Origin of the sequence: Abiotrophia defectiva ATCC 49176, assembly GCF_037041345.1 — a bacterium.
Classification (GTDB): Bacteria; Bacillota; Bacilli; order Lactobacillales; family Aerococcaceae; genus Abiotrophia.
The window spans coordinates 1,838,427-1,864,703 of record NZ_CP146287.1 but is presented as its reverse complement, the minus strand read 5'-3'; the positions used below and the strand labels follow the sequence as shown (position 1 = coordinate 1,864,703).

The following is a 26,277-nucleotide window of genomic DNA, read 5'->3' as shown; positions in this document are numbered from 1 at the left end:
GAGACAAAACTATGAAATTTGCAATTGCTGGTTCCGGCGCTATGGGCTGCCGTTTTGCCTATCAACTTAAACAAAGTGGCCAGGAGGTTATCTTAATCGATCGCTGGCCGGCTCATATTGAAGCCATCCGCCAAAATGGTCTGCATGTCGACTGGAATGGCCAGGAAGTGGTGGAGCAATTCCCTATCTACTATCCTGAAGAAGTGACCCAACAAGTGGACGTGGTCATCGTCTTCACCAAGGCCATGCAGTTGGCGGACATGTTATCAGCCATTCAACCGGTCTTCGGACCTGACACCGCGGTGGTCTGCCTACTCAATGGATTAGGCCACGAGTTAGTCATGAAGCAATATGTGGCCGAAGAGAACCTAGTCATGGGCTCTACCATTTGGTCGGCCGCTTTAGACGGCCCAGGCCGAGCAGTACTGCATGGCGTCGGGAGCCTATCCCTGCAAAACTTTGTCGATACACCAAGTGCTCGTGCTAAGACCCAAGCCATTGTGGCGGCCTTAGATGCGTCGGGCTTGCAAGCTAGCTACAGCGAAAATGTCAAGGCAGCCATTTGGCGCAAAGCCTGCGTCAACGCCTGCGGCAACGCGCCAACTGCCTTGTTGGAATGCGACCTGGGTGGTTTCTTCGACAATCCTTATACAGAAGAATTAGTGTCTGCCATTGCCCAGGAATTTACAGCGGTAGCCGCAACCCAAGGAGTGGAATTTGACTCAGCAGAACTGACGCAATTCATTATTTCTGCTTCCCTTAAGATTCGTGAGCACCATGCCTCCATGTACCAAGATTTGATAATCAACCGTCGTTTGACTGAGGTAGATTATATCAACGGCGCCGTAACCCGAATTGGTGAAGCTGCTGGCATCCCAACACCTGTCAACCGCACCATCACCCAACTCGTTCATATGAAGGAATTACTCTTGGGTGCCCAATAAAGACAGAAAGTGTCGTTTGCTTGTGGAGTAAGCGACACTTCATTGTGTCGCTCTTAATTTCTTCTTTTTTTTCCTTATAAGTCTTGCTATACTATAGTTAGTTGAAATCATCGTGTCTATTGAAAGAAAGGGAATTATCACATGGCATTAACGAATATTTTCGGCCTCTTGGGTGGTTTGGGGCTCTTCCTCTTCGGGATGACCCTCATGTCTCAAGGGCTAGAAACGGCTGCCGGCAGTCGTCTCAAGCAGATTCTGGAGAAATTGACCGCTAACCGCTTCATCGGGGTAGGGGTCGGTGCCTTAGTCGCTGCCTTGACTCAATCTTCTTCCGCGACCACAGTTATGGCCATTGGGTTCGTTAACTCAGGTTTAATGGACCTCAAAAGCGCGGTCTGGATTATCATGGGGGCCAATATCGGGACCACCATTACCGGGCAGTTGATTGCCTTGAATTTCTCGGCCTATGCGCCGCTTATTCTCTTCGCTGGGGTTCTCTTAGCTATGTTTGCAGCCAAAGGGCGCTCCGCAGCTGCGGGCCAAGTCCTGATTGGGCTTGGGATGCTCTTCATGGGCTTGGAACACATGTCCCAATCCATGGAGCCGCTCCGTTATATGCCAGAATTTACTGGCCTCTTGGCTAAATTCGAGAATCCATTGCTGGGGATTGCCGTCGGGGCTATCTTTACCGCGGTGATTCAGTCTAGTTCAGCCTCTGTCGGGATTTTGCAGACCTTGGCCCTCAGTGGCGTGGTCACCTTGCCAAGTGCCATTTATGTCCTCTTCGGGCAAAATATCGGGACCTGTATTACCGCCATTCTGGCTTCGATTGGTTCCGAGCGCAATGCCAAACGGGCAACCTTAATCCACCTCTTATTTAACGTCATTGGGACGGTCATCTTCGTGGCTATTAGTATGACAACACCATTTGTTCACTGGATGGAAGGCCTGACGCCAGGCAATGTCCCAGTCCAAATCGCCAACGTTCATACTATCTTCAACGTGGTGACTACCTTCCTACTCTTGCCATTCGGGGCTCAATTGGTGCGTCTGACTTATGTCTTCTTGCCAATCTTACCAGAAGCACCAACACCAAGTGTGGTGCATCACTTAGATTTCAATATCTTTAATCAAGAATACCATGTCGGTTTAACCACTATGATGGGGGCACAACTCTACAAGGAAGTCATGAATATGTTAGGCCTGGTACGTCAAAATGTGGCCTTGGCTTTCAGCCTCTATAATGCGTCCGAGATTGAAGACAAGGTAGCGGAATTAAAGAGTCGCGAGCAAGATATCGACGAGCTCAACCAACAGATTGTTCAATATGCGGCCATGTCTCTGACTCATGACGCGAACTTGCAGAGTGGTGAATATGTCAAGATTGCCTCTGACCTGGAGCGGCTAGGCGACCACGCCACTAACATTATGGAGCGTCTGCTCCTAATTCATGACAGCAAGCACGACCTGTCTGAAGAAGCGCGGGAAGAATTGACTACCATGTCACGCTTGGCCCTAGAAATCTTAGACCAGCTCAAGGAGACCGTAGGTGATAACCTGGAAGAAGTCAACAACCAGGAACAATTAATCGACCAAGCCTACGAAACCTTCGAACGCATGCAAATTCAACGGCTGAAGAGCAAGGTCTGTGGGACTAGCAACAGCGTACACTTTGCTAAGATTCTGACCGACTTCGAGCGCATTGGCGACCACTGTCTCAACATCGCACAAGAAATGAACACCATCCACCCAAGTTGGAAATTCGTTGAACAACAAGACTAAACTATCAAGGCTAGGACCTAAGGTTCTAGTCTTTTTGTTTTGTCATCAAAATGTTAGAAGGAAAAAAGTGCCAAGGCTCCCTCTTTTGGGTATTTATAGAGGGAGGGATAGAAATGCAAGTTCAGGATTATCTAGCAGGTCGCTGTTTAACCCAGGCAGAAGTTCAAGAAGTGTGGAAGGCGACGGAAGCTAGGGGACAAAAGCTGGAAACTTGGCTAGCTAGTCTGCCTTCAAAGCCTGCCCTGACGGGACCGCCCTGGGTCTGCGGCCGTTGTGGTAACCAGGATCCGCGTCAGTTTTGGACCTTCCAGGGGCTGGACGGTCAGCCTAGGACTTATTGCCTGGACTGCCTATCTCTGGGCCGCGTCATGTCGGGTCAACGACTTTATTGTCAGCCAGCTCCAGCGGGAAGGCCCCTGAGCCAGTCTCCGCTGACTTGGCAGGGGGAATTGACCCCAAGTCAGGCTGAAATTGCCCAGAAGCTAGTCGCAGCTTGGCGGGGCCAGGAACGGCGACCTCAATTAGTTTGGGCGGTCACCGGCGCCGGCAAGACCGAGTTGGTTTTTCCTCTCTTGGAGCAGGTGCTCATGGATGGTGGTCGAGTCTGTCTGGCTTCGCCCCGAATTGATGTCTGCTTAGAGTTAGCGCCTCGGGTTAAGGCAGCCTTTGCTGGATTAGACTGTCAGGTTCTCTATGGGGGGAGCCAGGATAGCTATGAGCTCAAGCCGCTGACACTGGCGACAACCCACCAACTGCTACGTGCTTATCAGGCCTTTGACTGCCTGATTGTGGATGAGGTAGATGCCTTTCCCTATGTGGATTCTCGTGCCTTGCATGAGGCAGTGGCACGGGCACTTAAGCCGGGAGGTTTATTAGTTTATCTGACCGCCACACCGGATGACCGGCTCATGTCTGACTGGGAGGCGGGGAGCTTGGTCTGCCACCAACTGCCGGCTCGTTATCATGGACATCCTTTGCCCCTGCCGCAGTTGCAGTGGGTAGGGGACTGGCCTAAGGGCTTGGCAGCCGGTCGCTTGATTCGGCCGCTTAAGCAGATTTTGCAGCGCTTCGGCCATCTAGATGGCCCCAAATTACTCTTTGTGCCCCATATTCCCCAGGCCCAGGCCTGTGCCAAGCTCTTGAAACCCTTGTTGCCTAGTCTGGCGCTAACTTCAGTTCATGCCAGTGACCCCAAGCGCCAGGACAAGATCATGGCGCTAAGACAAGGCAAGCTAGATTTATTAGTGACCACGACCATTCTAGAGCGGGGGGTGACCCTGCCCCATTGCCAGGTCTGTATTCTGGGAGCAGATGATGAGCTTTATACGCGAGCCAGTCTCATGCAAATGAGTGGTCGGGTAGGGCGAAGCGCCGACCAGCCGACAGGGGCTCTTTGGTGGTTGCATCAGGGGCAAAGTCTTGCCATGCGTCAGGCCATCCAGCAACTTGGCGCCCTCAATCAGACGGCTCAGGCGCGCGGGCTCTTGCGGGTCAACTAGGAGGTGGAAAGTTTGAAGTGTATCATGTGCCAAGAAGCCTGCCATCAGGGGCCGGCCATCTGGGACTACCTAACTTGGGGTCCCTTGCCTGAGTCAGTTCTCTGTCGCACCTGCCAAGACCTCTGGCAGACTAAGATTGAAGGCCAGGTCATTTGCTGGGGCTGTGGTCGGGCCTTGTCCCAGGAGGCCCAGGATCCCTATCATGCCGTGGCTATCTGGCAGGATCAACATGCCTATTGCCAAGAATGTCAGGCCTGGCTCAGCCACTATCCCATCGACTTAGTCCATCACCAGGCCCTCTGTCCCTATCAAGGAGCCCTGCGCCAGTGGCTCCACAGCTACAAATACTTAGGAGATATTCGCCAGGCCCAGGCCCCTGCTCAGCGCTTGAGGGCCTTTGCAAATCAAAATCCAAAGGCCCAGTGGTTGGTATTGCCTTCGTCGCCAGCCAGTTTGGCCCAACGCCAATTTCACGCCACGCAACAGCTCTTAGAAGTGGCGGGCTTGAAGGTGGCTTGTCCTTTTGACTATGTGGGGGACGGGGTCAAGCAAGCTAGTAAGAGCCGTCAGCAACGCCTAGCGCTAGGCCAAGTTTTTGTACTTAAGGAAGAAGTATTAGCACACTTGCCTAGGGGCGAATGGTGGCTATTTGATGATGTTTACACAACTGGAAGCACCCTCTTGCGGGCCAAATCCTTGTTGTATCCTGTAGCAAAAATTCGGCAAATCCCCCTCTATTCCTTTTCTTTATTCCGTGAAGGGCGTGCAGAAAAATAATTGGGTGTTTCCGCTTTCAATCTTAGGATGGGTATGCTATAATAAACATAAGCAGAAGATAAACTGCTTGACAATAGGATTAAGATCCCGGGATTAACCCTATTAATCACCAACAGAAATGAGGGATTCGGTTATGTTTAACTATAATGTACGCGGAGAAAATATTGAAGTGACCAAAGCCATCCGTGACTATGCAGAGAAGAAAGTCAGCAAGTTAGAGCGTTTCTTCGACAATGCCCCAGATGCGACGGCTTATGTTAACCTCAAGGTATATCCCGACAAGACAGCTAAAGCCGAAGTGACCATTCCGCTCTCCTTCCTAGTGTTGCGTGCGGAAGAAACCAACCCAGATTTATATGCAAGTATTGACCTGGTGGTGGATAAACTCGAACGCCAAGTGCGTAAACATAAAACAAAAATTCACCGTAAATATCGCGAAGTTCATGGTGATGCAGGGGCTTATGATGCGCTCCTCAATCAGGCAAGTGAACCTGCTAGCGAAGAACCTGAGCTAGATATCGTGCGGTCAAAACGCATTAGCCTCAAACCAATGAGCAGCGAAGAAGCGGTATTACAAATGAACATGCTGGGCCATGACTTCTTCGTCTACACAGACGCAGAAACAGAAGAATTCAGCATTGTCTATCGTCGTAAAGATGGCCGCTATGGCTTGATTGAGACGGCAGAACTCTAAGCTAAAGTTGATTATGAAAAGGCGAGACCCTGGTCTCGCCTTTCTTGTTTGGCTGGATACTGACGGGCTATTATTTAGAGCGCTAGATCCAATCCTTGCAGGAAAGAAGCCCAACCGGGCTTTTTTTCATTTTTTAGTATAAAAACATTCAAATTCTGCACGGATTCTGCTATAATAGAATAGATGCATTAGGCATAACTTATGATGTAGATAAACAAAGGAGATTATTAATGGCTAATTTTCTAAGAAACCTCGTTGAAAACGATAAAGCAGAATTGCGCCGGACAGGTCGTATTGCCGACCAAGTCATGGCGTTAGAAGACAAATACAAGGCCATGAGCGATGAAGAATTACGCGCCCAAACGGCTGAATTTAAGAAACGCCTGGAAGCAGGTACTAAATTAGACGACCTCTTGGTAGAAGCTTTCGCTGTTGTGCGTGAAGCGGACCGTCGTGTCTTGGGTCTCTTCCCATACCGCGTCCAAATCCAAGGTGGGATTGTCATTCATGGCGGTAACATTGCCGAAATGCGTACCGGGGAAGGGAAAACCTTGACCGAAACCATGCCGGTATACCTCAATGCCCTAACTGGCAAAGGGGTTCACGTCGTGACCGTTAACGAATACTTAGCAACTCGTGACTCCAAGGAAATGGGGGCTGTCTACGAGTTCCTAGGCTTGACTGTCGGGCTTAACCTCAACAGCATGTCATCTGCTGAGAAGCGTGAAGCTTACAACTGTGACATCACTTATTCTACTAACAACGAATTAGGCTTTGACTACCTCCGTGATAACATGGTGGTTTACAAGGAGCAAATGGTACAACGTCCATTGCATTTTGCGGTAGTCGATGAAGTGGACTCCATCTTAGTCGATGAAGCGCGTACGCCACTGATTATCTCTGGTCAAGCTGAGAAATCAACCGCCCTCTACACCCGGGCAGACTACTTTGCAAAAGGCTTGAAGGCTGAAGAAGACTACACCATTGACTTGACTTCTAAGACCATCGCCCTGACTGACCAAGGGGTTGACAAGGCTGAACGTGTCTTCCGTCTGGAAAACCTCTACGATGTCAACAACTCTGTCTTGGTTCACCATATTGACCAAGCTTTGCGTGCCAACTACATTATGTTGCACGACATCGACTACGTAGTTGACGAAGGCAAGGTTAAGATTGTCGATCCATTTACGGGTCGTATCATGGACGGTCGTCGTTACTCTGACGGTCTCCACCAAGCTATCGAAGCTAAGGAAAATGTTGAAATCGAAGACGAGTCTAAGACTATGGCGACTATCACCTTCCAAAACTACTTCCGTATGTATGAGAAGTTGTCAGGGATGACCGGGACGGCCAAGACCGAGGAAGAAGAATTCCGCGAAATCTATGGCATGAACGTGGTCGTAATCCCAACCAACCGCCCAGTACAACGGGTGGATGCGCCAGACCAACTCTATCCAAGTCTTAAATCTAAATTCAAGGCAGTGGTGGCTGACATTAAGGAACGCCACAGCAAGGGCCAACCAATCTTGGTTGGTACGGTTGCCGTTGAAACCTCAGAATACCTGTCTAATCTCTTGACCAAGGAAGGCATTCCTCACGAAGTCCTCAACGCTAAGAACCACTTCAAGGAAGCCGAAATCGTTATGCAAGCGGGCCAACGTGGCGCCGTTACCATCGCGACCAACATGGCCGGTCGTGGTACTGACATTAAGTTAGGGCACGGTGTTAAGGAATTAGGTGGTCTCTGCGTGATCGGGACTGAACGTCACGAATCTCGTCGTATTGATAACCAGCTCCGTGGTCGTTCAGGTCGTCAAGGGGACCCAGGTGCTTCCCAATTCTACCTATCTCTAGAAGATGACCTCATGCGTCGTTTCGGTTCTGACCGAATCAAAGCTATGTGGGAACGTCTCAATGTGACGGATGAAGAGATGGAAGATATGGCTATTACCAGTCGTTTCCTCTCCCGCCAAGTAGAATCTGCGCAAAAACGCGTCGAAGGGAACAACTACGATACACGTAAGAACGTCTTGGAATATGACGAAGTAATGCGTGAGCAACGTGAAGTTATCTATAGCCAACGTCAACAAGTTATCAACGAAACAGACAACTTAACTGACGCAGTCAAAGGCATGATCAAACGTACCATTATCCGTGAAGTGGAAGCCGTGACTGAAGGCGACAAGAAAGACTGGAACTACCGTGGCCTCTTAGACTACGCCCACGCTAACCTAGTCAACCCAGAACAATTGACCCTTCAAGACCTAGAAGGCAAATCTGCTAAGGAATTAGTAGAAACCCTCTACGGCACAGCTATGAAGGTCTTCCAAAGCAAGTTGGACATGCTCTATGGCCCAGAACAAGTCTTGGAATTCGAGAAAGTGATTATCCTACGTGTGGTAGACAGCAAGTGGACAGATCACATCGACATGATGGATCACCTACGACAAGGGGTCGGCTTACGGGCTTACGCTCAAACCAACCCATTAACTGAATACCAAACGGAAGGTTACGAACGTTTCCAAGAAATGATTGCTGAAATCGAGTTTGACGTGACACGCTTCATTATGAAGTCACAAATCCGTCAAAACTTGGAGCGCGAACAAGTTAACGCATAATCAAAAATCCCATTATATCATATATGATATAATGGGATTTTTTTGCTTGTTTGGCCTAACTTCAAAAAAAGTGTCATATATAGTTGACATCCTCTCCCAAAAGGACTATACTATGTGTAACATATATGTGACACATAAGAAAGAAGGCGTGCTATGAACCGCGTGCGAGAATTACGTCAGAGCCGGAAACTCTCACAATTAGCCCTAGCCAAAGAGGTTGGGGTCGCCCGACAAACCATTAATCTAATCGAAAATGACAAGTACAATCCATCCTTGGATCTCTGCCTCAAACTAGCCTATGCGCTCGAGACAGATTTGAATACCTTATTCTGGGAGGCCGAATTGCATGAATCAACCACACAAGTATAAGAAATTTAGTTGGGAGAACTGGATCCGCCGCTTTTACGGGGTACAGAACTTAGACGAATATCGCATGGCCGAAATCAATAAGATTGGCAACAAGGCCTATCTGATCTTGCTGCCCTATCTTGGCTTGGCAAACGTCGTAGCTTATTTTGTCTGGTATTTCCAACCCGAGTGGGCCTTTTGGGGCATGCTTGGATGTAATCTCTTGGTTCTACTAGGACTCAACACCTATGTGGCGACCAAGGTTCATCGCCTTAAGCTAGATGCCTTAGAAGTCGAACCTAACAAGGTCCAGCAAGCCCTCAAAGACTTAGTCTGGTCGGCCATAAAAGCCGGGATTTTCTTCGCTGTTTGGATGCACTTTTCCCTGGCAGCCATTGGAGCCCTCTTGGGGGAAGATGGCATGGCTCATCTGACCCAGTGGCGCTACATTATCATTAATGCCTTAGGAGGAGTCTTCTTCGGGATTGTGACCTACACGGTAGGACGTCGGCGCTTGCGAGATGGCCAAGCTGGCCTAGAAGAAGACCTAGAGTCGAGTCAAGAGGAGGATGACCATGAAAACTAACTATCTAAGATGGCTCGCCATTCTGGCAGGTATGGGCTTGATTGCCATCGCCCTGTCTCGTGGCATGGGCTACTGGCAGGAATCCCTCATTCAGATGGATTCGACCCTGCGAATTAGCATTGGCCTCATTCTAGGCCTTAGTTTCTTCGTATTTGTTTATTGGCAACAGAGAAAAAATAAGAAGTAATCAGCAGATTAGGAGGTAATTCCCATGATTGAATTCCAAGACGTCTCTAAAACTTACGGGGCCACTCAAGCCCTCAAAAATCTCAACCTTAGCATCCAAGAAGGCCAAATTGTCGGCCTAATCGGCCATAATGGGGCCGGTAAATCCACTACCATCAAATCCCTGGTATCTGTTATTAACCCGACTGCAGGCAAAATCCTAGTCGATGGCTTAGACTTGGCTAGCAACCGGCTAAGAATCAAGCAAAAGATTGGCTATGTAGCCGATTCACCAGACCTCTTCCTACGCCTGACGGCTCAGGAATTCTGGGACTTGGTGGCTGCCTCTTATGGCCTAAACAAGCAGGATTATGAAAATCGACTAGTAGATCTGCTTGGTCTCTTTGATTTTGCCGACCACCGTTATGAAGTCATTGAGACCTTCTCGCACGGTATGCGGCAGAAAGTTTTCGTCATTGGAGCTCTCTTGTCTGACCCTGATATTTGGGTGCTCGATGAACCTATGACCGGTTTGGATCCTCAGGCTGCTTTTGATCTCAAGCAACTCATGCGGGCCCATGCCGATAAGGGCAAAACGGTTCTCTTTTCTACCCACGTGCTAGAAGTAGCCGAGCAGCTCTGTGACCGCCTGGCCATCCTTAAGAAGGGGGAATTAATCTTCTATGGGACCGTGGCGGAACTCAAGGCGGAACATCCCGACCAAAGCCTGGAAGCCATCTATTTGAATTTGGCAGGGCGTAAGGAAGAAGGCGAGTCTCATGCGTCTTAAAATGATATGGCAATTGATGCGGGTCAATATCCTCTATGCCGGGCAGGCTGGTGCCCTCGTGCGTTATCGCCAAAGACAGGCAGCTAACCCTAATAAGAAGCTAGACGTACCCATGATTCTCATCCGCCAGTACCTACTGGTAGGGGCAATGTATGTCTTTCTCTTTTGCTTTATGAATGGCTTCTTCCAACTGGCTGGGGCACCCATGCGATTTACGGTGATTGTTTCCGTCTTCGTGCTCATGATGCTGGGACAGGGCTTTATGACCTTCTACAATGTCTTCTATGAAAGTGGCGACCTACAAGCTTACCGGCCTTATGCCTATTCCGAAGGCGAAATTATGCTGGCCAAGCTCTTGTCAGCTCTGATGGTCATTCTCTTTACCATCCTACCAGTCCTCTGCTACTTTATTCTCTTAGCCATTCAGAGTCCCGGCTTGTTGGTCTTGACCTTGCCGCTAGCCTTGCTAGGCTTTAGTCTGATTCTGGCCACCATCATTTCCTTGTTGATTGTGCTGGCTCATTATTTGACCAAAACTTCTGTTTTCCGTCAACATAAGCAACTAGCCTCCAATTTGCTTATGGCTTTGGTGATGATTATCACCTTCTGGGCGGTCTTCCAAATCAATGGCAGTCGGGAGGATTTTAGTAATCTATCTGGCATAGCACAGATTTTTATGCCTTTCTATGAACTGGTGATGAATCCAGGACAAATGGGAGCCTGGCTGGGGCTCTTACCTTGGCTAGCCGTCTTAGTGGCGCTCCAAATCCTCTTGCGGCTTCAAGTAGTGCCGCAATTTTACGAAGCGGCCCTGACAACTTCCAGCCAATCCGGCATAGGTCAGCGCAAGAGTCGCATCTATCATTTTGGTAGCCAAGGGCGTCTAGCCTGGGTTAAAACCTACGTTTGGCGTCTGGTAAGCGAGGGCTCGGTGCTCATGCAGGCCATCCTGATGAGTAGCATTTTCCCTTATATCTTCCTGATAGCCATTCTAGGGGGCTTGTCAGAAAAACCAGAACTGCTAACGGAATTGGTGCAAGCTCACTACCTAGCGCCCCTCATGCTCCTAGTAATCTTTATTGCTGGCTTTAACGCCGGCTATGGTGGCCTAGCCATGATGGGCCATTCCCTGGAAAGGGACAATCTGGCCTATATCAAGACCCTGCCAATGGATTTAATGGGCTATCTCAAGAAAAAATTCTGGTTATTAGTTGGTCTGCAAAGCCCGCTAGCGCTGGCCATATTGATTGGCCTCTGCCTCTTCTTAGGCATGGAGTGGTGGGTCATCGGCTGCCTAATCTTAACCTGGCTGGTGGTCAGCCTGGCTTGGTCTAGTTGGTCCTACAGTAAGGATTATCTGGAGCCTGTCACCCAATGGTCTAATGTCTCCGAACTCTATAGTCGAGGCAGTACCTGGGTGCGGAGCATGCTGATGCTGTTGGGTTATATTGTAACCATTGGTCTGGTCGTGGGAGAGTATGTGCTCTTGATGAATCTGCCTGAGGAAACCGGCTATGTTCACGCCCTAGACTTAAGTATTGCCCTCTTGGGTGTATGTGGGATGGTGGCCTTGGTTGCTTGGCATCGACTTGCTATCCAAGTTCGCGGTGTCGAGGCAGAAGGGTCAATAGGTCGGAAATGGCTATATTGGCCGCTAGCCATTGCTCTGATGGGAGTAATTCTCAATGTGGGTTTACTCCCTCAGAACCTAGCTTTTAATTTCTTAGTATCTATTTTGGGCAATCAGCAAACAATCTTCATGCTTGGAACCTTAGTAGGGGGAATTATCTTCGTTTCTGTTTTCCTTTGGCTCTACTATAAGCATTCTGGGGAAAAATTCCAATTTGGGTGGAAAGATTTGGGGATTTCAATTTTATCTACTATTGCTATGAGAATAGCGATTTCACTCCTTTACGGAGCAATGCATTCCTCTCAAGAAATGACGGGAAATGATGCGGCCTTAGGCGGTATGTTAGGAGTAGCAACAGAGCCAAGCCTATGGATTGCTTATTTCTTCATCTCGGTCATTGGGCCGATTAGTGAAGAACTCGTTTTCCGCGGATACTTCAAGAAACTCTTCTGTCTCAACGGTCATTTTGGTTGGTTTGCCGCTTTGGTATCCTCAGCCCTATTCGGCTACATGCATGGATCTAGTACACTCTTCGAGTGGTTACTTTATGGAGGTATGAGCCTAGGGCTCTACCTCAGCTTCCGACGCCGGAATCAGCTAATCGATTCCATCGCCCTCCATATTGGGAATAACCTATTTGTAAGTGTCATACAGCTCCTAATGTATTATGGTATCTTGCAACTGCAATAAGAGACAACCTCGCTCCTGAGCCTTAGGAGCGAGGTTTTTTCTATGCTTAGTGTTAGGATGAGATAAGAACCTCAGTTTGGCGTGGCGTATTTGAAAAGTTGCTTGATTTTTCGATAGGAAACCCTTACAATGTGACTAAACGGTGATTTTTTGCACATAAAATGTGGTATATCAAAAGCTAGCTGTCAACGGCTCATACACCATGGGGAGGTGTTTTCAATTAAAACAGAGAATTTACAAGCATATGTTGACCAGTATTATGGTTACGATTCTAATATTATAGATTGGCGTGCTAGTAACTTTTTATCTCGGATTGATTATTGGGTGGATGAATTTGATAACCGAGTCACACATTATGCCATCATCGACATCGATAATTTAGAGTGGACCGGCTGGGGAGATGATCGGACCCCGAGAGAGCCTTATGTACGCACTATGGTTGCCCCTGGCTATTTCCACCATTGGTTCCTAGTGGATGACCCCATAGACGGGCAATATGCTTTTAATGGCACCCATTCCTTTCTCAACTTTTACGGGAAGGCAAGGGATTTACAAATCGAGGTACAAACACATCAAGCAGAGGATGAACTGAGACATTGCCCGCCAACCAATCCCATTGAATCCAAAGACACCCAGCGTTTCAAGGAAAGTTTGGCACCTCTATTCACTAAGGATTTTAAGCTGACTAATATTGAGGGACGCCTTTTTGGGGATGAGGTCCATCTGAGCCTGGTTAGCCCTGAAGGTGACTTGCATCGATTAGAGTTATTACAGATCTTAAGTGTCAAGAAAGAAAAACGAGACAGAATAGAAGGCACGCAATTTCTTGACCTAGAAGTGACAGAGGTGCCTTGGGAGATGTATGGTCGCGTTGAAACAAGATTTGTGACTACTCTTACCCTTCAGCACGAGGATTATCTCTATACCATCCAGTTCCTAGTAGCCAATTGGGCAAAATAGCTTAAATCATAGGACCCCGCTCCTCAAACTAGGAGCGGGGTTTTATGCGCATATCATAGGGTTCCAAGTATTTAATTATGCTATAATAGGAGCCAGATAGGGAGTGACTTGAAATTTATGAAATACCTTTTATTACTTCGTGGAATTAATGTTGGTGGCAAGAACAAGGTGGTTATGAGTGAACTTAGAGCTCAGATTGAGGCTTTGGGTTATGAAGCAGTCACTACCTACATTAATAGTGGGAATGCCTTTTTCGAGACGGAGGAGCCTCTGGAACGCATCAAGGCTAAGATTGGCGATATGTTGGCGACTTATCCTTTTACCATTTATCATGTGGTCTTAAGTCGCGATGCCTACTTGGCAGATGCCGCACAAGTACCGGACTGGTGGCAGGAGCCCTTGGCGCGTCGCGACGTCCTCTTCTACACCGATCAGGTGGATTATGAGCATATGAAGGCTCGCATTCAGGCCATGCCCCTACACGATGAAGTGGTTCATTTTGGCGACCGGGCGGTCTTCTGGGGCAAATACACGGAAAGTGAATACCTCAAGACCTCCTACCACAAGTACTTGCTCAAGGAGGACTTCTACCCGCAGATTACTATCCGCAATGGCAAGACCTTCGATAAAATGCGGGACTTGCTAGGTTAAGACCAAAAAGAAGAGCCGGACCCCTAAGGTCGGCTCTTTTGCTTAGCTTAGCCAGTAGGCTAGCCAGAGGATTAGAGATAAGCCGCCACGAATGAGGAGATGACGTGCTTGGATGCGGCCGAATAGATAATAGCCGTTGAGTGGGGCGCAGACCATGAGGCTGAGCAAGGCAAGTCCTAGCCCCCAAAAGGCAGGCCCGTGCGACAGCCAACCCAAGCAAGCTGCTAAGCTGGTTGTCATAAGGCCCAAGGCGCAGAAGACATTAAGTCCGGTCAGCCAAGCCAGACCGGGGCGCCGGCTATAAAGACTGGCGCTTAGCATGGCTAGGGCATAGAGGACTAAAAGCGTTAGTAAGATAATTTTCATGATAGGACCTCCTTGTAGGTTACTATCTCTAGTAAAACCTGAGGGGCTAAGCCCCTGTCAAGAGGAGGAACCCAAAAATGTTGCAGACGGGACAGATTGAAGCCAAATACCAGGTCAGTCGCGACACCCTGAGATTCTATATTGAAGAGGGTCTCGTGCTGCCTGAAAAGGTGGCCGGCAAGTATCAGTGGTTGCCTGAACATGAGGCGGCTTTGACTAATATTTTGGAACTGCGAGCCCTAGGTTTATCAGTCAAAGCCATTAAACGCATTAAGGAATTGCATGAGACGGCTTGTGGAACTGAGATCCAATGGCGGGAGAATTTGGCGGTTGTGGAGGAAGAGCTAGCAGATTTAGACCGCCAACAAGCTGACTTGGACCGTCGCCGGGCTTCCTTGGGCGCTTTGGCCGACCAGTTGCGTCAGCGCTTAGAAGTTTAAAACTAGGCACAATTCAAGTCATAGGCCCCCTGGTAGGGCCTTTTACCATTGTCCCACTAGGTTTTGCGTGGTACAATAAGGTGATTGACTAAACGAAGGAGCGTTGATTATGGAATTATATGAAATTCGTCAATTCATTGACAAAGCCAATAACCAATTAGCTAGCTTCAGGGGGTCTCTTTGACTTAGAGGCTTTAGAAGCAGATATTGCCGACTACGAACATCAGATGTCGGCGCCTGATTTCTGGGATGATAATGAAAAGGCTCAGAAAATTATCAGCCAACTTAACTTAGCTAAGGAGACTTACTCGACTATTCATGCCTTGGAAGAAGGCGTGGCCGATATTGAAGTGGCCCTTGAACTCTATGAAGAGACAGAAGATGCCGATATCTTGGCCGAAGCGGAAGGTCAAGTGGCCCAAGTCCAAGCGGACCTGGATGCCTACGAGATGAAGTTGCTCCTATCGGGACCTCATGATGCCAATAATGCCATTCTGGAAATTCATCCAGGGGCCGGCGGGACCGAGTCCCAGGACTGGGGCAGTATGCTCTTGCGTATGTACCAGCGCTGGGCGGATAAGCAGGGTTTCAAGGTAACGGTCTTGGATTATCAAGACGGGGAAGAAGCAGGTATTAAGAGTGTGACTTTGGAAATCGAAGGCCACAATGCCTATGGCTACCTCAAGTCAGAGAAAGGGGTACACCGTTTGGTGCGGATTTCGCCTTTTGACTCCAACAGCCGGCGTCATACATCCTTTGCTTCGGTAGAAGTGACGCCTATGTTGGATGATACCATTGAGATTGACATCAACCCCGATGATTTGCGGATTGATACCTATCGGGCCTCAGGGGCTGGGGGTCAGCATATTAACAAGACCTCCTCTGCCATCCGGATTACCCATATTCCGACCGGCATTGTAACCCAGAGCCAGTCCCAGCGTTCCCAGTTCCAGAACCGGGATTTAGCCATGGCCATGCTCAAAGCCAAGCTCTACCAATTAGAGGAAGAGAACAAGGCTAAGGAATTAGCGGCTCTCAAAGGGGAGCAGAAAGACATTGCCTGGGGGTCACAGATTCGCTCCTATGTCTTCCACCCTTACGCCATGGTTAAGGATCACCGGACTAGTTACGAAGTCGGCAATACCGGGGCCGTCATGGACGGCGACCTCAACGGTTTTATCGATGCCTATCTCAAATGGCAAATGGGCGATTCAGCCTCCTGATACACAATTGACATCTCCTTGTGACCCAGTGGACGAGGGAATGTGGTAGACTTAGAGTGACCAATTTTAGAAAAAGAAAGAGAAAGAAGGTGACCAGATGATTCAATTACAACGTGTCAGCAAACAATATGACAAGGGGACCATTGCCCTACGCGACATCAACCTCTTCATTGACAAAGGGGAGTTTGTCTACTTGATTGGGCCAAGTGGCTCCGGTAAGTCAACCCTGATGAAGTTACTTTATCGTGAAGAAATGCAGACCCGGGGGACTATCCGAGTAGGGGACTTTAACCTCAACAAGCTCAAGGATCGGCAAGTGCCACATTTGCGCCGGACGGTAGGGGTAGTCTTCCAAGACTTCAAGTTGCTGCCTAAATTGAACGTCTACGAAAATATCGCCTATGCCCTAGAGGTAACGGGCGAGAGTGGCCGGACTATTAAAGCCCGGGTTAAGGAAGTTTTAGAATTAGTGGGCTTATCCCATAAGGCCAAATCCTATCCAAATCAATTATCAGGTGGGGAACAACAACGGGTGGCCATTGCTCGGGCTATTGCCAACCGGCCAGCTATCTTGATTGCGGATGAGCCAACTGGTAACTTGGACCCTGAGACAGCCATGGGTATTCATCGTGTCCTAGAATCCATTCATCGCCGGGGAACTACCATTTTGATGGGGACCCATAACGATACCCTGGTGGACCACTTCCAACACCGAGTAGTGGTGCTAGAAGGTGGCCGGATTGTCCGCGATGACCGGAAGGGGGATTACCATGAGAGCCATTAGAAGTTTCTTCCGTCATATTCGCGACGGTTTCCGTAACCTCTTCCGTAACGGGCTCATGACCTTGGTGTCCATCTTCACCATGACCTTAACCTTGATTATGATTGGGAGCTTCGTCCTAATTTGGACTAACATTAATGAAGCGACGCGGAATATCGAACAGACCTTCCAAGTACGGGTGCTGATTGACCGCATTGCGACAGAAGAAGAAGAAGCCACACTCAAGACGCAGATCCAAGGCCTGGAGCACGTCACGGATGTGGTCTATCGCAGCAAGGATGAGGAACTAGAGCACTACAAGAAGACGATCACCTCTGACTTCGATGTCATCGAAGGGGACAAGAACCCCCTCAATAACGTTTATGTAGTCTCAGTGGATAAGGGTGAGAACCTAGATAAGGTGGCCCAGGATATTCGTAAGCTAGCCAAGGTAGAAGCTGCCAATTATGGTTCCACAGACGTTGAGACCATTCTGGGCAACATCAATGCTGTGCGGATTGTCCTAGCCGTACTGGCCTCTATCTTCGTCGTCTTTGCGGTACTCCTGGTGTCTAACACCATTCGTCTGACTATTTTGGCCCGCCGCACAGAAATCGAGATTATGCGCCTAGTAGGGGCAACCAAGCGCTACATTCGCGCGCCTTTCAAATATGAAGGGGCCTATATTGGTTTGATTTCGGGTCTTCTGGCCTTTGGTGCCTTGTATGGCATCTATGAAGGAGCCCATAGCTACTTGCCTGGATTCTTAGGACTAGCTAATCTCCAGCTGGTAGCCACCATGCCAATTCTGGCCTATGTAGGAGCAGGACTCCTGGTGATTGGGATTGTCTTAGGTCGCCTAGGGGCAGGCCGCTCAATCCGTCGTTTCTTAGACATATAAGAGCCTAAAGGACTGGAAGATGTTTCCAGTCCTTTTTAATATGAAAAAAAGCCACTAGCTTGGCTAGTGGCTGAGGCTTAGTTGATGTTAGTCTTCTAATTGGTTGCTTAAGATGTTGACCTTGTAGAAGCGAGGCCAGTAGGCGGTCACGCCTACCATAATGGCGCCGCATAAGAGGAAGAGCAGGCTAGCTGGCAAGTAGTCAAAGCCGATGGAGAAGGCCACCATCCCGAGGGGTGTTAGGAGTTGGGAAGTGGTCGTAACAATATTGAAAATCCGGCCTTGATAGTGAGTCGGTACTACCTGAGTGATCCAGGTCATCATAGGAATGTTAATGGCTGTTGAGAAGCCACCAAAGATTAGATTGATCAGAAGGAAGATGGCAAAGAAGGCATCTGTCGACAGGGGTAGCAAGAGAACAGCGCCCGTCAGAGTAATCAAACCACCTATGATCATGATGGATTTCCAGGCTAACCGAAGTGGGTAAGAGACCGCTTTGCGGGTGGAGAGATAAATCCCCACCAAGATAAAGCCTAGGCTGAGGGCGGCTTCTGAGATGCCATAATAAAAATCCGAGAAATTGAGGACTTTGACTTGGACATAAGGCATACCCACGATAACCCCTGTAATCAGGAGGTTAATGAACATGAAGAGAGCCACGGTATGTTGGAATTTCTTGTGGGCCTTGATAAAGTCCAGCCCTTCCTTGAAGAGGCTGAAGAGAGAGGCTTGGGCATCCGCCTGATGATGCGCAACGAGGCGGAAGTTAAGGGTTAGAGTAATGATAATGACGAGGGCTTCTAAGACAATCTCTAGCCCTACTAGGTATTCCAGGGGTAGCATGGCATAGAGGGCAACCCCAGCAATAGGCGCGATAAATTGAGACAGAGCGCCAATGGTTTGTTCGATGGACTTGAGTTTATGGACGTGCTCCTCAACAACTAGGTTGGTAGCGGCTGCCATCGAAGCAGTGGACAGGAATTGGTCGGAAATCTTGAGGGCAATCAAGAGCAGGAAGACCATGAGCAGATTGCTAGTTAGGTGGGTGGTGGCGATAAAACCGGCGAAGAGCCCCAAGGCTAGGATACTGAGCCCTTGTGCCCAAACAATGATATGTTGTTTGTTGTATTTATCGACGAGGCTACCGGTAAAGGGCAGCAGTAGTAGGGAAACCACTGGTCCTACTGCCTGGGACAGGCCGAAGTAGAGGGCTGAGTCACTGTGCTTGAGGATAATCAAGCCGATGACGAAGGTTAGGATGGCCGATCCGAGCGTACCGGCTAGGTTGGATACGATCAGTTTACTGAGTTGTTTATTGGATGCTTGGGTGAGTCTAGCTTCCATAGGAATCACTCCTTTCTTAATCGATTCTAGTCTAACATAGGAGCTGGTGGCTGCCATCGGCCTTAGGACTGAAATTTGAGTGTAAGCTTAGTGATTGAACTCTAGACAGGAATCGCTTACATCAACTATTTAGTGGAAAAGTGTTTTACCTGGGTCCATTCCATGGTAAAATGGACTGTATGCTTATGAGAGAGGAGGCGCCCAGATGCGCGGTGGACAAGAACAGGACTGGCAAATGACCCCCATCGGGGGCGCTAGTGGCGACGCCTATATGGGTGTTAAGAATAACGAACGCGTCTTCTTCAAACGCAACTCCTCACCTTTCTTGGCGGCCTTGTCAGCACAAGGGATTACCCCTAAACTTATGTGGACCCAGCGAACCTATTCAGGAGATCTCCTAGTGGCCCAAGAATGGAAGGATGGCCGACTCCTTAGTCGAGAAGACATGGGCCAAGAAAAGGTTATTCAATTAATCCGTTCCATTCATCAATCCGACTACCTACTCATGATGCTTAAACGCAGTGAAGACCAACTCTTCTATCCCTTGGACTTTATTGCCCTCTATCTCAAAGACCTGCCAGCAGCGCTTTGCCAACATCATTTTTTCAATGAAGTCATTCATTCTCTGGAAGATGCCTTGGATGACGACTTCTATAATGTTAACTACTGTGTCTGCCATGGGGATTTGCATCACCTTAATTTCTTGGAGGCGGAAGATGGCCAGCTCTATCTAGTAGACTGGGAGAATGTTCGCATTGCTGATCCGCTTAGTGACCTCAGCCGTTTACTTTGTGAGTATTACCGGCCAAGCGACTGGACCCAATGGCTGAAGACCTATGGCCTGCGCTTCGATGCCACTACTTACAAACGGGTCCAGTGGTATAGCCAGATTAACTGTCTACTCATTATTAAACACTATTACCAGGAGAACCGCTTCGACCGTATGAACGAGTTGGTGCTACTCTTGAAGTCTATCTACCAAGGGGCGCAAGCTGATAAGCGGCGTCTCGCCCATCAACCAAAGGAGTTTTTCTAAGTTATGAGATTACGTCATAAACCTTGGGCCCAGGAAAAGCTGGATGTCCATCCTCAGTATGTGCCTCAGCAAGCGGAGACACTCCGTGGCCGGTGGCAGACCCGTTTCGCCAAGGAACAGCCTATTCATATCGAAGTCGGTTCTGGTAAGGGACGCTTTATCGTCGAAATGGCTAAGCGCCATCCTGAAATTAACTACATCAGTATTGAAATTCAAACCAGTGTCATCGTGACGGTCTTGGAACATCAAATCCGGGAAGACTTACCTAACTTGCAGATTCTTCACGCTGATGGCCGCAACCTCAACCAGTACTTCGCGCTGGGCGAAGTATCCTTGGTCTACCTCAACTTCAGCGATCCTTGGCCTAAGAAAAAACATGCCAAGCGTCGTCTGACCTCGCCTGATTTTCTGGCTCAATACCAAGAGATTTTGGTGCCAGAAGGGGAGATTCACTTCAAAACCGACAACCAAGGCCTTTTCGAGTATTCCTTGGCTAGCATGTCCCAGTATGGCCTCTACTTCAAACAGGTCTGGTTAGACTTGCACCAGTCAGACTTCCCTGATAATGTCATGACCGAATATGAGGAGAAATTCTCTTCACGCGGTCATCGTATTTATCGTATGGAAGCAAAGTTTAGAAAATAAGCCCTTGGGGCAGGAAGATGACTTCCTGTCCCTTTTTGATGGGGACTGGCTAGTTTGGATTAAGCGTGTCTCTATACAAGGCCTGATAAATTTGGTATAATAGCGTTATCAAAAGCAACCGGAGGCGGTATTATGGTAAAAGATAATCCATTAGAAATCGAAAACATCGAAGACGAAGAATTGGCCGCACAAGACCATGCGGATGGTCATTGTGGTGTAGGGTGCTGCAGCACCTCCTTCCACGTAGTTGATTCTGAAGAAGCCTTCCAAGAACTTCTTCGGGGTTTGCAAGACGAAGGTTCATTCTAATCTTGCAAGACCCTGAGGCCCTTGGGGCCTCTTTTTTCGTAGAGAGGAGGAGAAGGTGTATGGATGAACTGGTCTTGTTAAAGGAACTCATTGCCATTGGCCTGGCAGGTGTCTTCTATTCTAAGGATGTCTTCGACACCGAGCGCTATGAGCGGATTCAAGTCATCGCCAAGCAACTGATTGCCCAAAGGTCTAATTTGACCCGGGAGCAGCTGGACCTAGGCTTTGATGGCGAATATGGCTATCAGACGCCTAAGGTCGATACCCGAGCGGTGGTCTGGCGAGACGAAAAGATTCTGCTAGTTCAGGAAGCCGATGGGCGCTGGGCCCTGCCAGGTGGCTGGATGGATGTGACGGAGACCTTGACTTCCAATGCCCTCAAGGAACTGTGGGAGGAAGCGGGTGTCGTCGGTCAGGCTAAGCGTCTGGTTATGATACAAGACCGTAATCTGCATAATCCAGGTCATAATCCCTTCACTATTCTCAAGTGCTTCATCGAGTGTGACTATCAGTCCCAAAACTTCCAGGCCAATGTCGAGACCCTGGCAGCAGAATTTTTCGCTCCGGATGACTTGCCGGAACTCTTTGAAGCCAAAAGCTCCTACCAACAAATCGCGCTCTGCCACGAGGCTTATCAGGCGGGTGAGCGTTGGCAGGTGTTAATCGATTGATTTTTGAGCATTCGAACATTTAATTTGTTCGATTTTCGACCGATTCGTGTTACAATAAAGGCAAGCAACAAAGCAAAGGAGATATGCGCATGTTTAATGAAAAAGACTTACTCGCCGTCAATACCTTACGGACCCTGAGTGTAGACCAAATTGAGGCTGCTAATTCAGGTCACCCAGGTTTACCAATGGGGGCGGCACCGATGGCTTATGCCTTGTGGGCAGGCCACTTGAATGTTAACGCTAAGGATTCTGACTGGCTCAACCGCGACCGTTTTATCCTCAGTGCAGGCCACGGTTCAGCCTTACTATACAGCCTGTTGCATACCGCTGGCTTTGATGTAAGCATTGATGACTTGAAGAACTTCCGCCAACTAGGTAGCAAGACCCCTGGCCACCCAGAAGTGGGTCATACTCACGGGGTGGAAGCAACTTCTGGTCCTTTAGGTCAAGGGATTGCGACAGCTGTCGGCATGGCAATGGCTGAAGCCCACTTAGGCGCGACTTACAACACGCCTGACTTCCCAGTGATTGACCACTACACCTATGCCCTTTGCGGTGACGGGGACTTAATGGAAGGGGTAGCCTATGAAGCCTGCTCCTTAGCCGGTAAGCTCCAATTAGGTAAATTAGTAGTGCTCTACGATTCTAACGATATTTCCTTGGATGGGGACTTATCTCAAGCCTTCGTTGAAAATGTCAAAGACCGTTTTGAAGCACAAGGCTGGCACTATCTCCGCGTGGAAGACGGTAACGACTTGAATGCTATTTCCGCTGCCATTGAAGCAGCTAAGGCTCACACTAGCCAACCAACTATTATCGAAATCAAGACCGTGATCGGCTTTGGTTCTAAGAACCAAGGGACGGCTAAGGTTCACGGGGCACCTTTAGGTGCAGAAGATTGGACCGCAACCAAGGCAAAATACGGCTGGAACTACCCTGCCTTCACTGTGCCAGAAGAAGCCGCTCAACTCTTCGCTGAGAAAGTTCAAGCGCGTGGTGCCAAAGCCAATGAGGCTTGGAACCAGTTATTCGAAGCTTACAAGGCTGCTCACCCTGAAAAGGCTGCTGCCTTAGTTGCTGCCTTCCAAGGTAAATTGCCTGAAGGCTATGATGCGGGCCTGAAACTAGTTGGTCCAGAAACAGCGGCTGACGCAAGCCGTAACTCAAGCTTCAAGGCCATTCAAGCCTTAGGCCAAGGCGTGCCTTTCCTATGGGGCGGCTCTGCCGACTTATCTGGTTCTAACAAGACTATGAACAGCCAAGAGCAAGACTTCATGCCTGACAACTACGCAGGCCGCAACATCTGGTTTGGGGTACGTGAATTCGGCATGGCGGCTGCCATGAACGGGGTAGCTCTCCATGGTGGGTCTAAGATTTACGGTGGGACCTTCTTCGTCTTCACTGACTACCTCAAGGCTGCTGTACGTTTGGCTGCTTTATCTCAATTGCCAGTGATCTATGTCATGACACATGACTCAATCGCAGTTGGGGAAGACGGCCCAACCCACGAACCAATTGAACAATTGGCTGCTTTCCGTGCCTTACCTAACCTCAACGTCTTCCGTCCAGCAGACGTTAACGAGACTTATGTTGCTTGGAAGGTTGCGTTAGAAGAACAAACTCGTCCAAGTATGTTAGTCTTAACTCGTCAAAACCTGCCAGTCTTGGCTAATAGCCAGTCCTTGGCAGAAGAAGGCGTACGTAAAGGGGCTTACGTGGTATCTCCAGCTCAAGGTCAAGTGCCTGCTGGTTTACTCCTGGCTTCTGGTTCTGAAGTAGCCTTAGCGGTCGCAGCTCAAGCTAAATTACGTGAAGAGCACGGCGTGGATGTATCCGTTGTATCCTTCCCAGCCTTCAACCGCTTCGACGAGCAAGATGCGGCTTACAAGGAATCTGTTTTGCCAAATGCTGTTCGCAACCGTCTGTCTCTTGAAATGGCTTCAACCTTCGGTTGGCAAAAATATGTCGGCTTAGACGGCGTCACGGTGGGGATTGATGGCTTCGGGGCATCAGGTCCAGCTGACCAAGTTATGGCTCAATTCGGCTTCACAGTAGACAACGTGGTGGCACGTTACTTAGAAGCTTTCGGTAAATAAGCTAAAGAATCAAGCAGGGTTGGAAGGTAATTTCCAGCCCTTTTTTCTATGGCGAGAGGAGGCCAAAAGTGTGCATTTAAGCGCACATTTTTGGTATTTAGAGTTGTTTCAAAGGGGCGTCATCGGGTATAATAGAAGGGAGTAGCTTAAGAAGGGGGATACTACTATGCGCGAATATGAACGAATGATTTCTGGGCAAGCTTATGATCCATCAGACATGGAGTTGCGTCAATTGGGCCTCAAGGGGCGGTTGGCAATGGAACGCTATAACGCCTTGTCGCGGACGGAAAAGGAAGCTCGTTATCAGATTCTCAAAGATACCTTCGCGGCAATTGGCCAGCGTTGTCATATTGAGTCTCCCTTCTATGTGGACTATGGTTGCAATATCTCGGTGGGCGAGTATTTCTATGCCAACTTTGATTGTATTATGTTGGACGTGGCGCCGATTACTATTGGCCGCAATGTCATGTTTGGGCCTCGGGTCAGTCTCTATACGGCGACTCATCCCTTGGATGCTGGGGTTCGCAACCGCGTGATTGAACTGGCTAAGCCCATCACCATTGGCGATGAGTGCTGGCTAGGTGGCAATGTGGTGGTCAATCCTGGCGTGACGATTGGGCCTCGCACGGTCGTGGCTTCAGGTTCGATCGTTACCAAGGACCTACCGGCTGATGTGCTAGCAGCAGGCAACCCAGCCCGTATTATTCGAACCTTAGGTCAGGAGGAGCGCCTGCATTGGGAGGCGGTCGAGGCTGACTACTTTGCTAGCAAGGCAGCAGAGGAGGGGGACCGTGATTAAAAAACTCCGCGGTCGTTTTACTACTGGGCGGGCCCTGGTAACGACCCTTCTGATTCTGATTCAGTTAGTCTGGTTTGCCACGGTCTTTCTCAACATCATCGATTACTCCTTGGTACTGGACGCCCTGCTACGGGTCTTTACCGTTATTATGACCTTATACCTGATTCGTAAGAACGAGAACCCGGCCTATCGTATGAGCTGGATTATCTTAATGGGTCTCTTGCCTATCTTCGGTGGGCTTTTCTATGCCCTCTTCGGTAACAAGCGGCCTAGCCGACGCATGGCAGCCCAGGTAGCCAACCAGGTGGCCAAAGATTACGGCCAAGCTGTGTCAGGGGCATATCCGCACTTGTTAGAGCAGGATTCCCGGCTGGCTAGCCTCAGCTATTATATTGAACAGACCTCTAATTTGCCGGTCTACGGTGATACCCAGGTGGATTATTATGCCGCGGGTGAGTTGGCCTTGGAGCCTCTTTTGGAGGCTTTGCGGTCGGCGGAACGCTATATATTGCTTGAATTTTTCATTATGAATCCAGGCCTCTTCATGGATCAGGTCTTCGAAGTCTTAGCGCAAAAGGCTGACCAAGGAGTGGAGGTTCGGGTGATTTATGATGATTTTGGTTGTTTGACCACCCTGCCTAGTGACTTTGTCGCGCAAATGGAGGCCATCGGTATTAAGTGCCTGCAGTTTAATCCCTTTACGCCGGTGATTTCGCTAGCCGTTAACAACCGCGACCACCGTAAGATTGTGGTCGTCGACGGCAAGGTGGGCTTTACAGGTGGCATGAACCTAGCCGATGAATATATTAATGAAATCGAACGTTTTGGCTATTGGAAGGACAACCTGATTCGCCTAGAAGGGCCGGGTGTCTGGAGTTTGGCCACGCTCTTCCTAGATATGTGGAATGCCTTCTATCCTAAGAAGGATATTAACTATGAAACCTTCAAAGATGACACCCTAGCGGAGCGGGCGTTAAGGCTAGCCGATCCTTCCCAGGGCTTTGTCCAAGTATATGGGGACACGCCTTTGGATAATGAGCCTCTAGGTGAGAATGTCTATCGTGATATGCTCAATATTGCCCAGGATTATGTCTATATCTATACGCCATATCTGGTTATTTCCTATGAATTGCAGACGGCTATGACTTTGGCGGCGAGACGTGGGGTGGATGTGCGTCTTATGACACCGGGGATTCCGGACAAGAAGATGGTCTTCCGCATGACCCGTTCTTACTATCGTCCCTTGATTGAAGCAGGGGTTAAGATCTACGAATTCAGCCCTGGCTTCCTCCATGCCAAGACCTTTGTGGCGGACGATCGTCTGGCCAGTGTGGGGACCATTAACCTGGACTACCGCTCCCTTTATCTGCACTTTGAGTTGAGCGCTATGTTATACGAGCATCCAGTTATTCCAACCATCAAGGCGGACTTCCTGGCCACTCAAGCCCAAGCTCGCCAAATCACCCTGGCAGATACCCGTAATACCTTGACTGGTATGCTATGGGATGCTGTCTTACGGATTGTTGCACCATTTGTATAAAATAAGTCAAAAT

The 26,277-nt window shown here is 49.0% G+C and carries 26 protein-coding genes; 24 read left to right on the top strand and 2 right to left on the bottom strand.

The window, feature by feature from the left end:
* Window positions 1-11: 11 nt before the first annotated feature.
* From V7R82_RS08710 to V7R82_RS08650, 13 genes are all read left to right on the top strand, one after another.
* A complete protein-coding gene (locus tag V7R82_RS08710) occupies window positions 12-944 on the top strand; it encodes a 2-dehydropantoate 2-reductase (protein ID WP_338542595.1) in 933 nt (310 codons plus the stop codon).
* Window positions 945-1,085: 141 nt separating this feature from the next.
* Window positions 1,086-2,726 (top strand): Na/Pi cotransporter family protein, encoded by a 1,641-nt coding sequence (locus V7R82_RS08705; RefSeq protein WP_338542593.1) that lies wholly within the window; start codon window positions 1,086-1,088, stop codon window positions 2,724-2,726.
* Between the two features lie 113 nt (window positions 2,727-2,839).
* Window positions 2,840-4,225 (top strand): DEAD/DEAH box helicase, encoded by a 1,386-nt coding sequence (locus V7R82_RS08700; protein WP_338542591.1) that lies wholly within the window; start codon window positions 2,840-2,842, stop codon window positions 4,223-4,225.
* 12 nt (window positions 4,226-4,237) lie between these two features.
* A complete protein-coding gene (locus V7R82_RS08695; RefSeq protein WP_338542589.1) occupies window positions 4,238-5,002 on the top strand; it encodes a ComF family protein in 765 nt (254 codons plus the stop codon).
* A gap of 133 nt (window positions 5,003-5,135) precedes the next feature.
* Complete coding sequence (gene hpf, locus V7R82_RS08690; protein ID WP_035364003.1) at window positions 5,136-5,696, top strand: ribosome hibernation-promoting factor, HPF/YfiA family; 561 nt, start codon at window positions 5,136-5,138, stop codon at window positions 5,694-5,696.
* Between the two features lie 230 nt (window positions 5,697-5,926).
* Window positions 5,927-8,314 (top strand): preprotein translocase subunit SecA, encoded by a 2,388-nt coding sequence (secA, locus tag V7R82_RS08685; protein ID WP_070756346.1) that lies wholly within the window; start codon window positions 5,927-5,929, stop codon window positions 8,312-8,314.
* A 153-nt stretch (window positions 8,315-8,467) separates the two neighbouring features.
* Window positions 8,468-8,683 (top strand): helix-turn-helix transcriptional regulator, encoded by a 216-nt coding sequence (locus tag V7R82_RS08680; RefSeq protein WP_070756347.1) that lies wholly within the window; start codon window positions 8,468-8,470, stop codon window positions 8,681-8,683.
* Complete coding sequence (locus V7R82_RS08675; protein ID WP_338542585.1) at window positions 8,661-9,248, top strand: DUF3278 domain-containing protein; 588 nt, start codon at window positions 8,661-8,663, stop codon at window positions 9,246-9,248. The genes V7R82_RS08680 and V7R82_RS08675 overlap by 23 nt, the downstream gene beginning before the upstream one ends.
* Window positions 9,238-9,435 carry a hypothetical protein gene (locus V7R82_RS08670; RefSeq protein ID WP_023391369.1) on the top strand — a complete coding sequence of 66 codons (198 nt, stop codon included), beginning with the start codon at window positions 9,238-9,240 and terminating at the stop codon, window positions 9,433-9,435. The genes V7R82_RS08675 and V7R82_RS08670 overlap by 11 nt, the downstream gene beginning before the upstream one ends.
* A 24-nt stretch (window positions 9,436-9,459) precedes the next feature.
* On the top strand, window positions 9,460-10,203 hold the full coding sequence (locus V7R82_RS08665; protein ID WP_291428251.1) for an ABC transporter ATP-binding protein: 744 nt from the start codon (window positions 9,460-9,462) through the stop codon (window positions 10,201-10,203).
* The gene (locus V7R82_RS08660) at window positions 10,193-12,523 is read left to right on the top strand and encodes a type II CAAX endopeptidase family protein (RefSeq protein WP_338542580.1); all 2,331 of its coding nucleotides are present in this window, start codon (window positions 10,193-10,195) and stop codon (window positions 12,521-12,523) included. Before V7R82_RS08665 ends, V7R82_RS08660 begins: the two co-directional genes overlap by 11 nt.
* 210 nt (window positions 12,524-12,733) lie before the next feature.
* Window positions 12,734-13,483 carry a hypothetical protein gene (locus V7R82_RS08655; protein ID WP_338542578.1) on the top strand — a complete coding sequence of 250 codons (750 nt, stop codon included), beginning with the start codon at window positions 12,734-12,736 and terminating at the stop codon, window positions 13,481-13,483.
* A 117-nt stretch (window positions 13,484-13,600) separates the two neighbouring features.
* On the top strand, window positions 13,601-14,134 hold the full coding sequence (locus V7R82_RS08650) for a DUF1697 domain-containing protein (RefSeq protein WP_338542577.1): 534 nt from the start codon (window positions 13,601-13,603) through the stop codon (window positions 14,132-14,134).
* Between the two features lie 42 nt (window positions 14,135-14,176).
* On the opposite strand, the gene V7R82_RS08645 is transcribed toward V7R82_RS08650, so the two are convergent.
* Entirely contained in the window at window positions 14,177-14,500 is a 324-nt protein-coding gene (locus V7R82_RS08645) for a hypothetical protein (protein WP_338542576.1), read from the bottom strand.
* 77 nt (window positions 14,501-14,577) lie between these two features.
* On the opposite strand from V7R82_RS08645, the gene V7R82_RS08640 reads away from it, so the two are divergent.
* The 4 genes from V7R82_RS08640 (at window position 14,578) to ftsX (ending at window position 17,824) form a co-directional block, all read left to right on the top strand.
* Window positions 14,578-14,940 carry a MerR family transcriptional regulator gene (locus V7R82_RS08640; RefSeq protein ID WP_306486233.1) on the top strand — a complete coding sequence of 121 codons (363 nt, stop codon included), beginning with the start codon at window positions 14,578-14,580 and terminating at the stop codon, window positions 14,938-14,940.
* Window positions 14,941-15,049: 109 nt separating this feature from the next.
* A protein-coding gene (prfB, locus tag V7R82_RS08635) for a peptide chain release factor 2 (RefSeq protein ID WP_291430385.1) occupies window positions 15,050-16,163 on the top strand; the annotation gives its coding sequence in 2 pieces (ribosomal slippage) (window positions 15,050-15,121 and window positions 15,123-16,163; 1,113 coding nt in all).
* Window positions 16,164-16,260: 97 nt separating this feature from the next.
* A complete protein-coding gene (ftsE, locus tag V7R82_RS08630) occupies window positions 16,261-16,947 on the top strand; it encodes a cell division ATP-binding protein FtsE (RefSeq protein ID WP_338542573.1) in 687 nt (228 codons plus the stop codon).
* The gene (ftsX, locus tag V7R82_RS08625; protein ID WP_268442380.1) at window positions 16,934-17,824 is read left to right on the top strand and encodes a permease-like cell division protein FtsX; all 891 of its coding nucleotides are present in this window, start codon (window positions 16,934-16,936) and stop codon (window positions 17,822-17,824) included. The genes ftsE and ftsX overlap by 14 nt, the downstream gene beginning before the upstream one ends.
* A gap of 87 nt (window positions 17,825-17,911) precedes the next feature.
* On the opposite strand, the gene V7R82_RS08620 is transcribed toward ftsX, so the two are convergent.
* On the bottom strand, window positions 17,912-19,168 hold the full coding sequence (locus V7R82_RS08620) for an MFS transporter (RefSeq protein WP_338542570.1): 1,257 nt from the start codon (window positions 19,166-19,168) through the stop codon (window positions 17,912-17,914).
* 205 nt (window positions 19,169-19,373) lie between these two features.
* On the opposite strand from V7R82_RS08620, the gene V7R82_RS08615 reads away from it, so the two are divergent.
* The 7 genes from V7R82_RS08615 (at window position 19,374) to cls (ending at window position 26,264) form a co-directional block, all read left to right on the top strand.
* Window positions 19,374-20,204 (top strand): phosphotransferase family protein, encoded by an 831-nt coding sequence (locus V7R82_RS08615; protein WP_291430387.1) that lies wholly within the window; start codon window positions 19,374-19,376, stop codon window positions 20,202-20,204.
* Window positions 20,205-20,207: 3 nt separating this feature from the next.
* Window positions 20,208-20,849, top strand: coding sequence for a tRNA (guanosine(46)-N7)-methyltransferase TrmB (gene trmB / locus V7R82_RS08610; protein WP_338542569.1), 642 nt, complete (start codon window positions 20,208-20,210; stop codon window positions 20,847-20,849).
* A gap of 132 nt (window positions 20,850-20,981) precedes the next feature.
* Window positions 20,982-21,158: a hypothetical protein gene (locus V7R82_RS08605; RefSeq protein ID WP_023391357.1), complete on the top strand. Its 177-nt coding sequence runs from the start codon at window positions 20,982-20,984 to the stop codon at window positions 21,156-21,158.
* A 59-nt stretch (window positions 21,159-21,217) separates the two neighbouring features.
* Entirely contained in the window at window positions 21,218-21,829 is a 612-nt protein-coding gene (locus V7R82_RS08600) for an NUDIX hydrolase (RefSeq protein ID WP_338542567.1), read from the top strand.
* Between the two features lie 89 nt (window positions 21,830-21,918).
* Window positions 21,919-23,925, top strand: coding sequence for a transketolase (gene tkt, locus V7R82_RS08595; RefSeq protein WP_338542565.1), 2,007 nt, complete (start codon window positions 21,919-21,921; stop codon window positions 23,923-23,925).
* A gap of 166 nt (window positions 23,926-24,091) precedes the next feature.
* A complete protein-coding gene (locus tag V7R82_RS08590; protein WP_291453813.1) occupies window positions 24,092-24,724 on the top strand; it encodes a sugar O-acetyltransferase in 633 nt (210 codons plus the stop codon).
* On the top strand, window positions 24,717-26,264 hold the full coding sequence (gene cls, locus V7R82_RS08585) for a cardiolipin synthase (RefSeq protein WP_306486219.1): 1,548 nt from the start codon (window positions 24,717-24,719) through the stop codon (window positions 26,262-26,264). Before V7R82_RS08590 ends, cls begins: the two co-directional genes overlap by 8 nt.
* The last annotated feature ends 13 nt before the right edge of the window (window positions 26,265-26,277 follow it).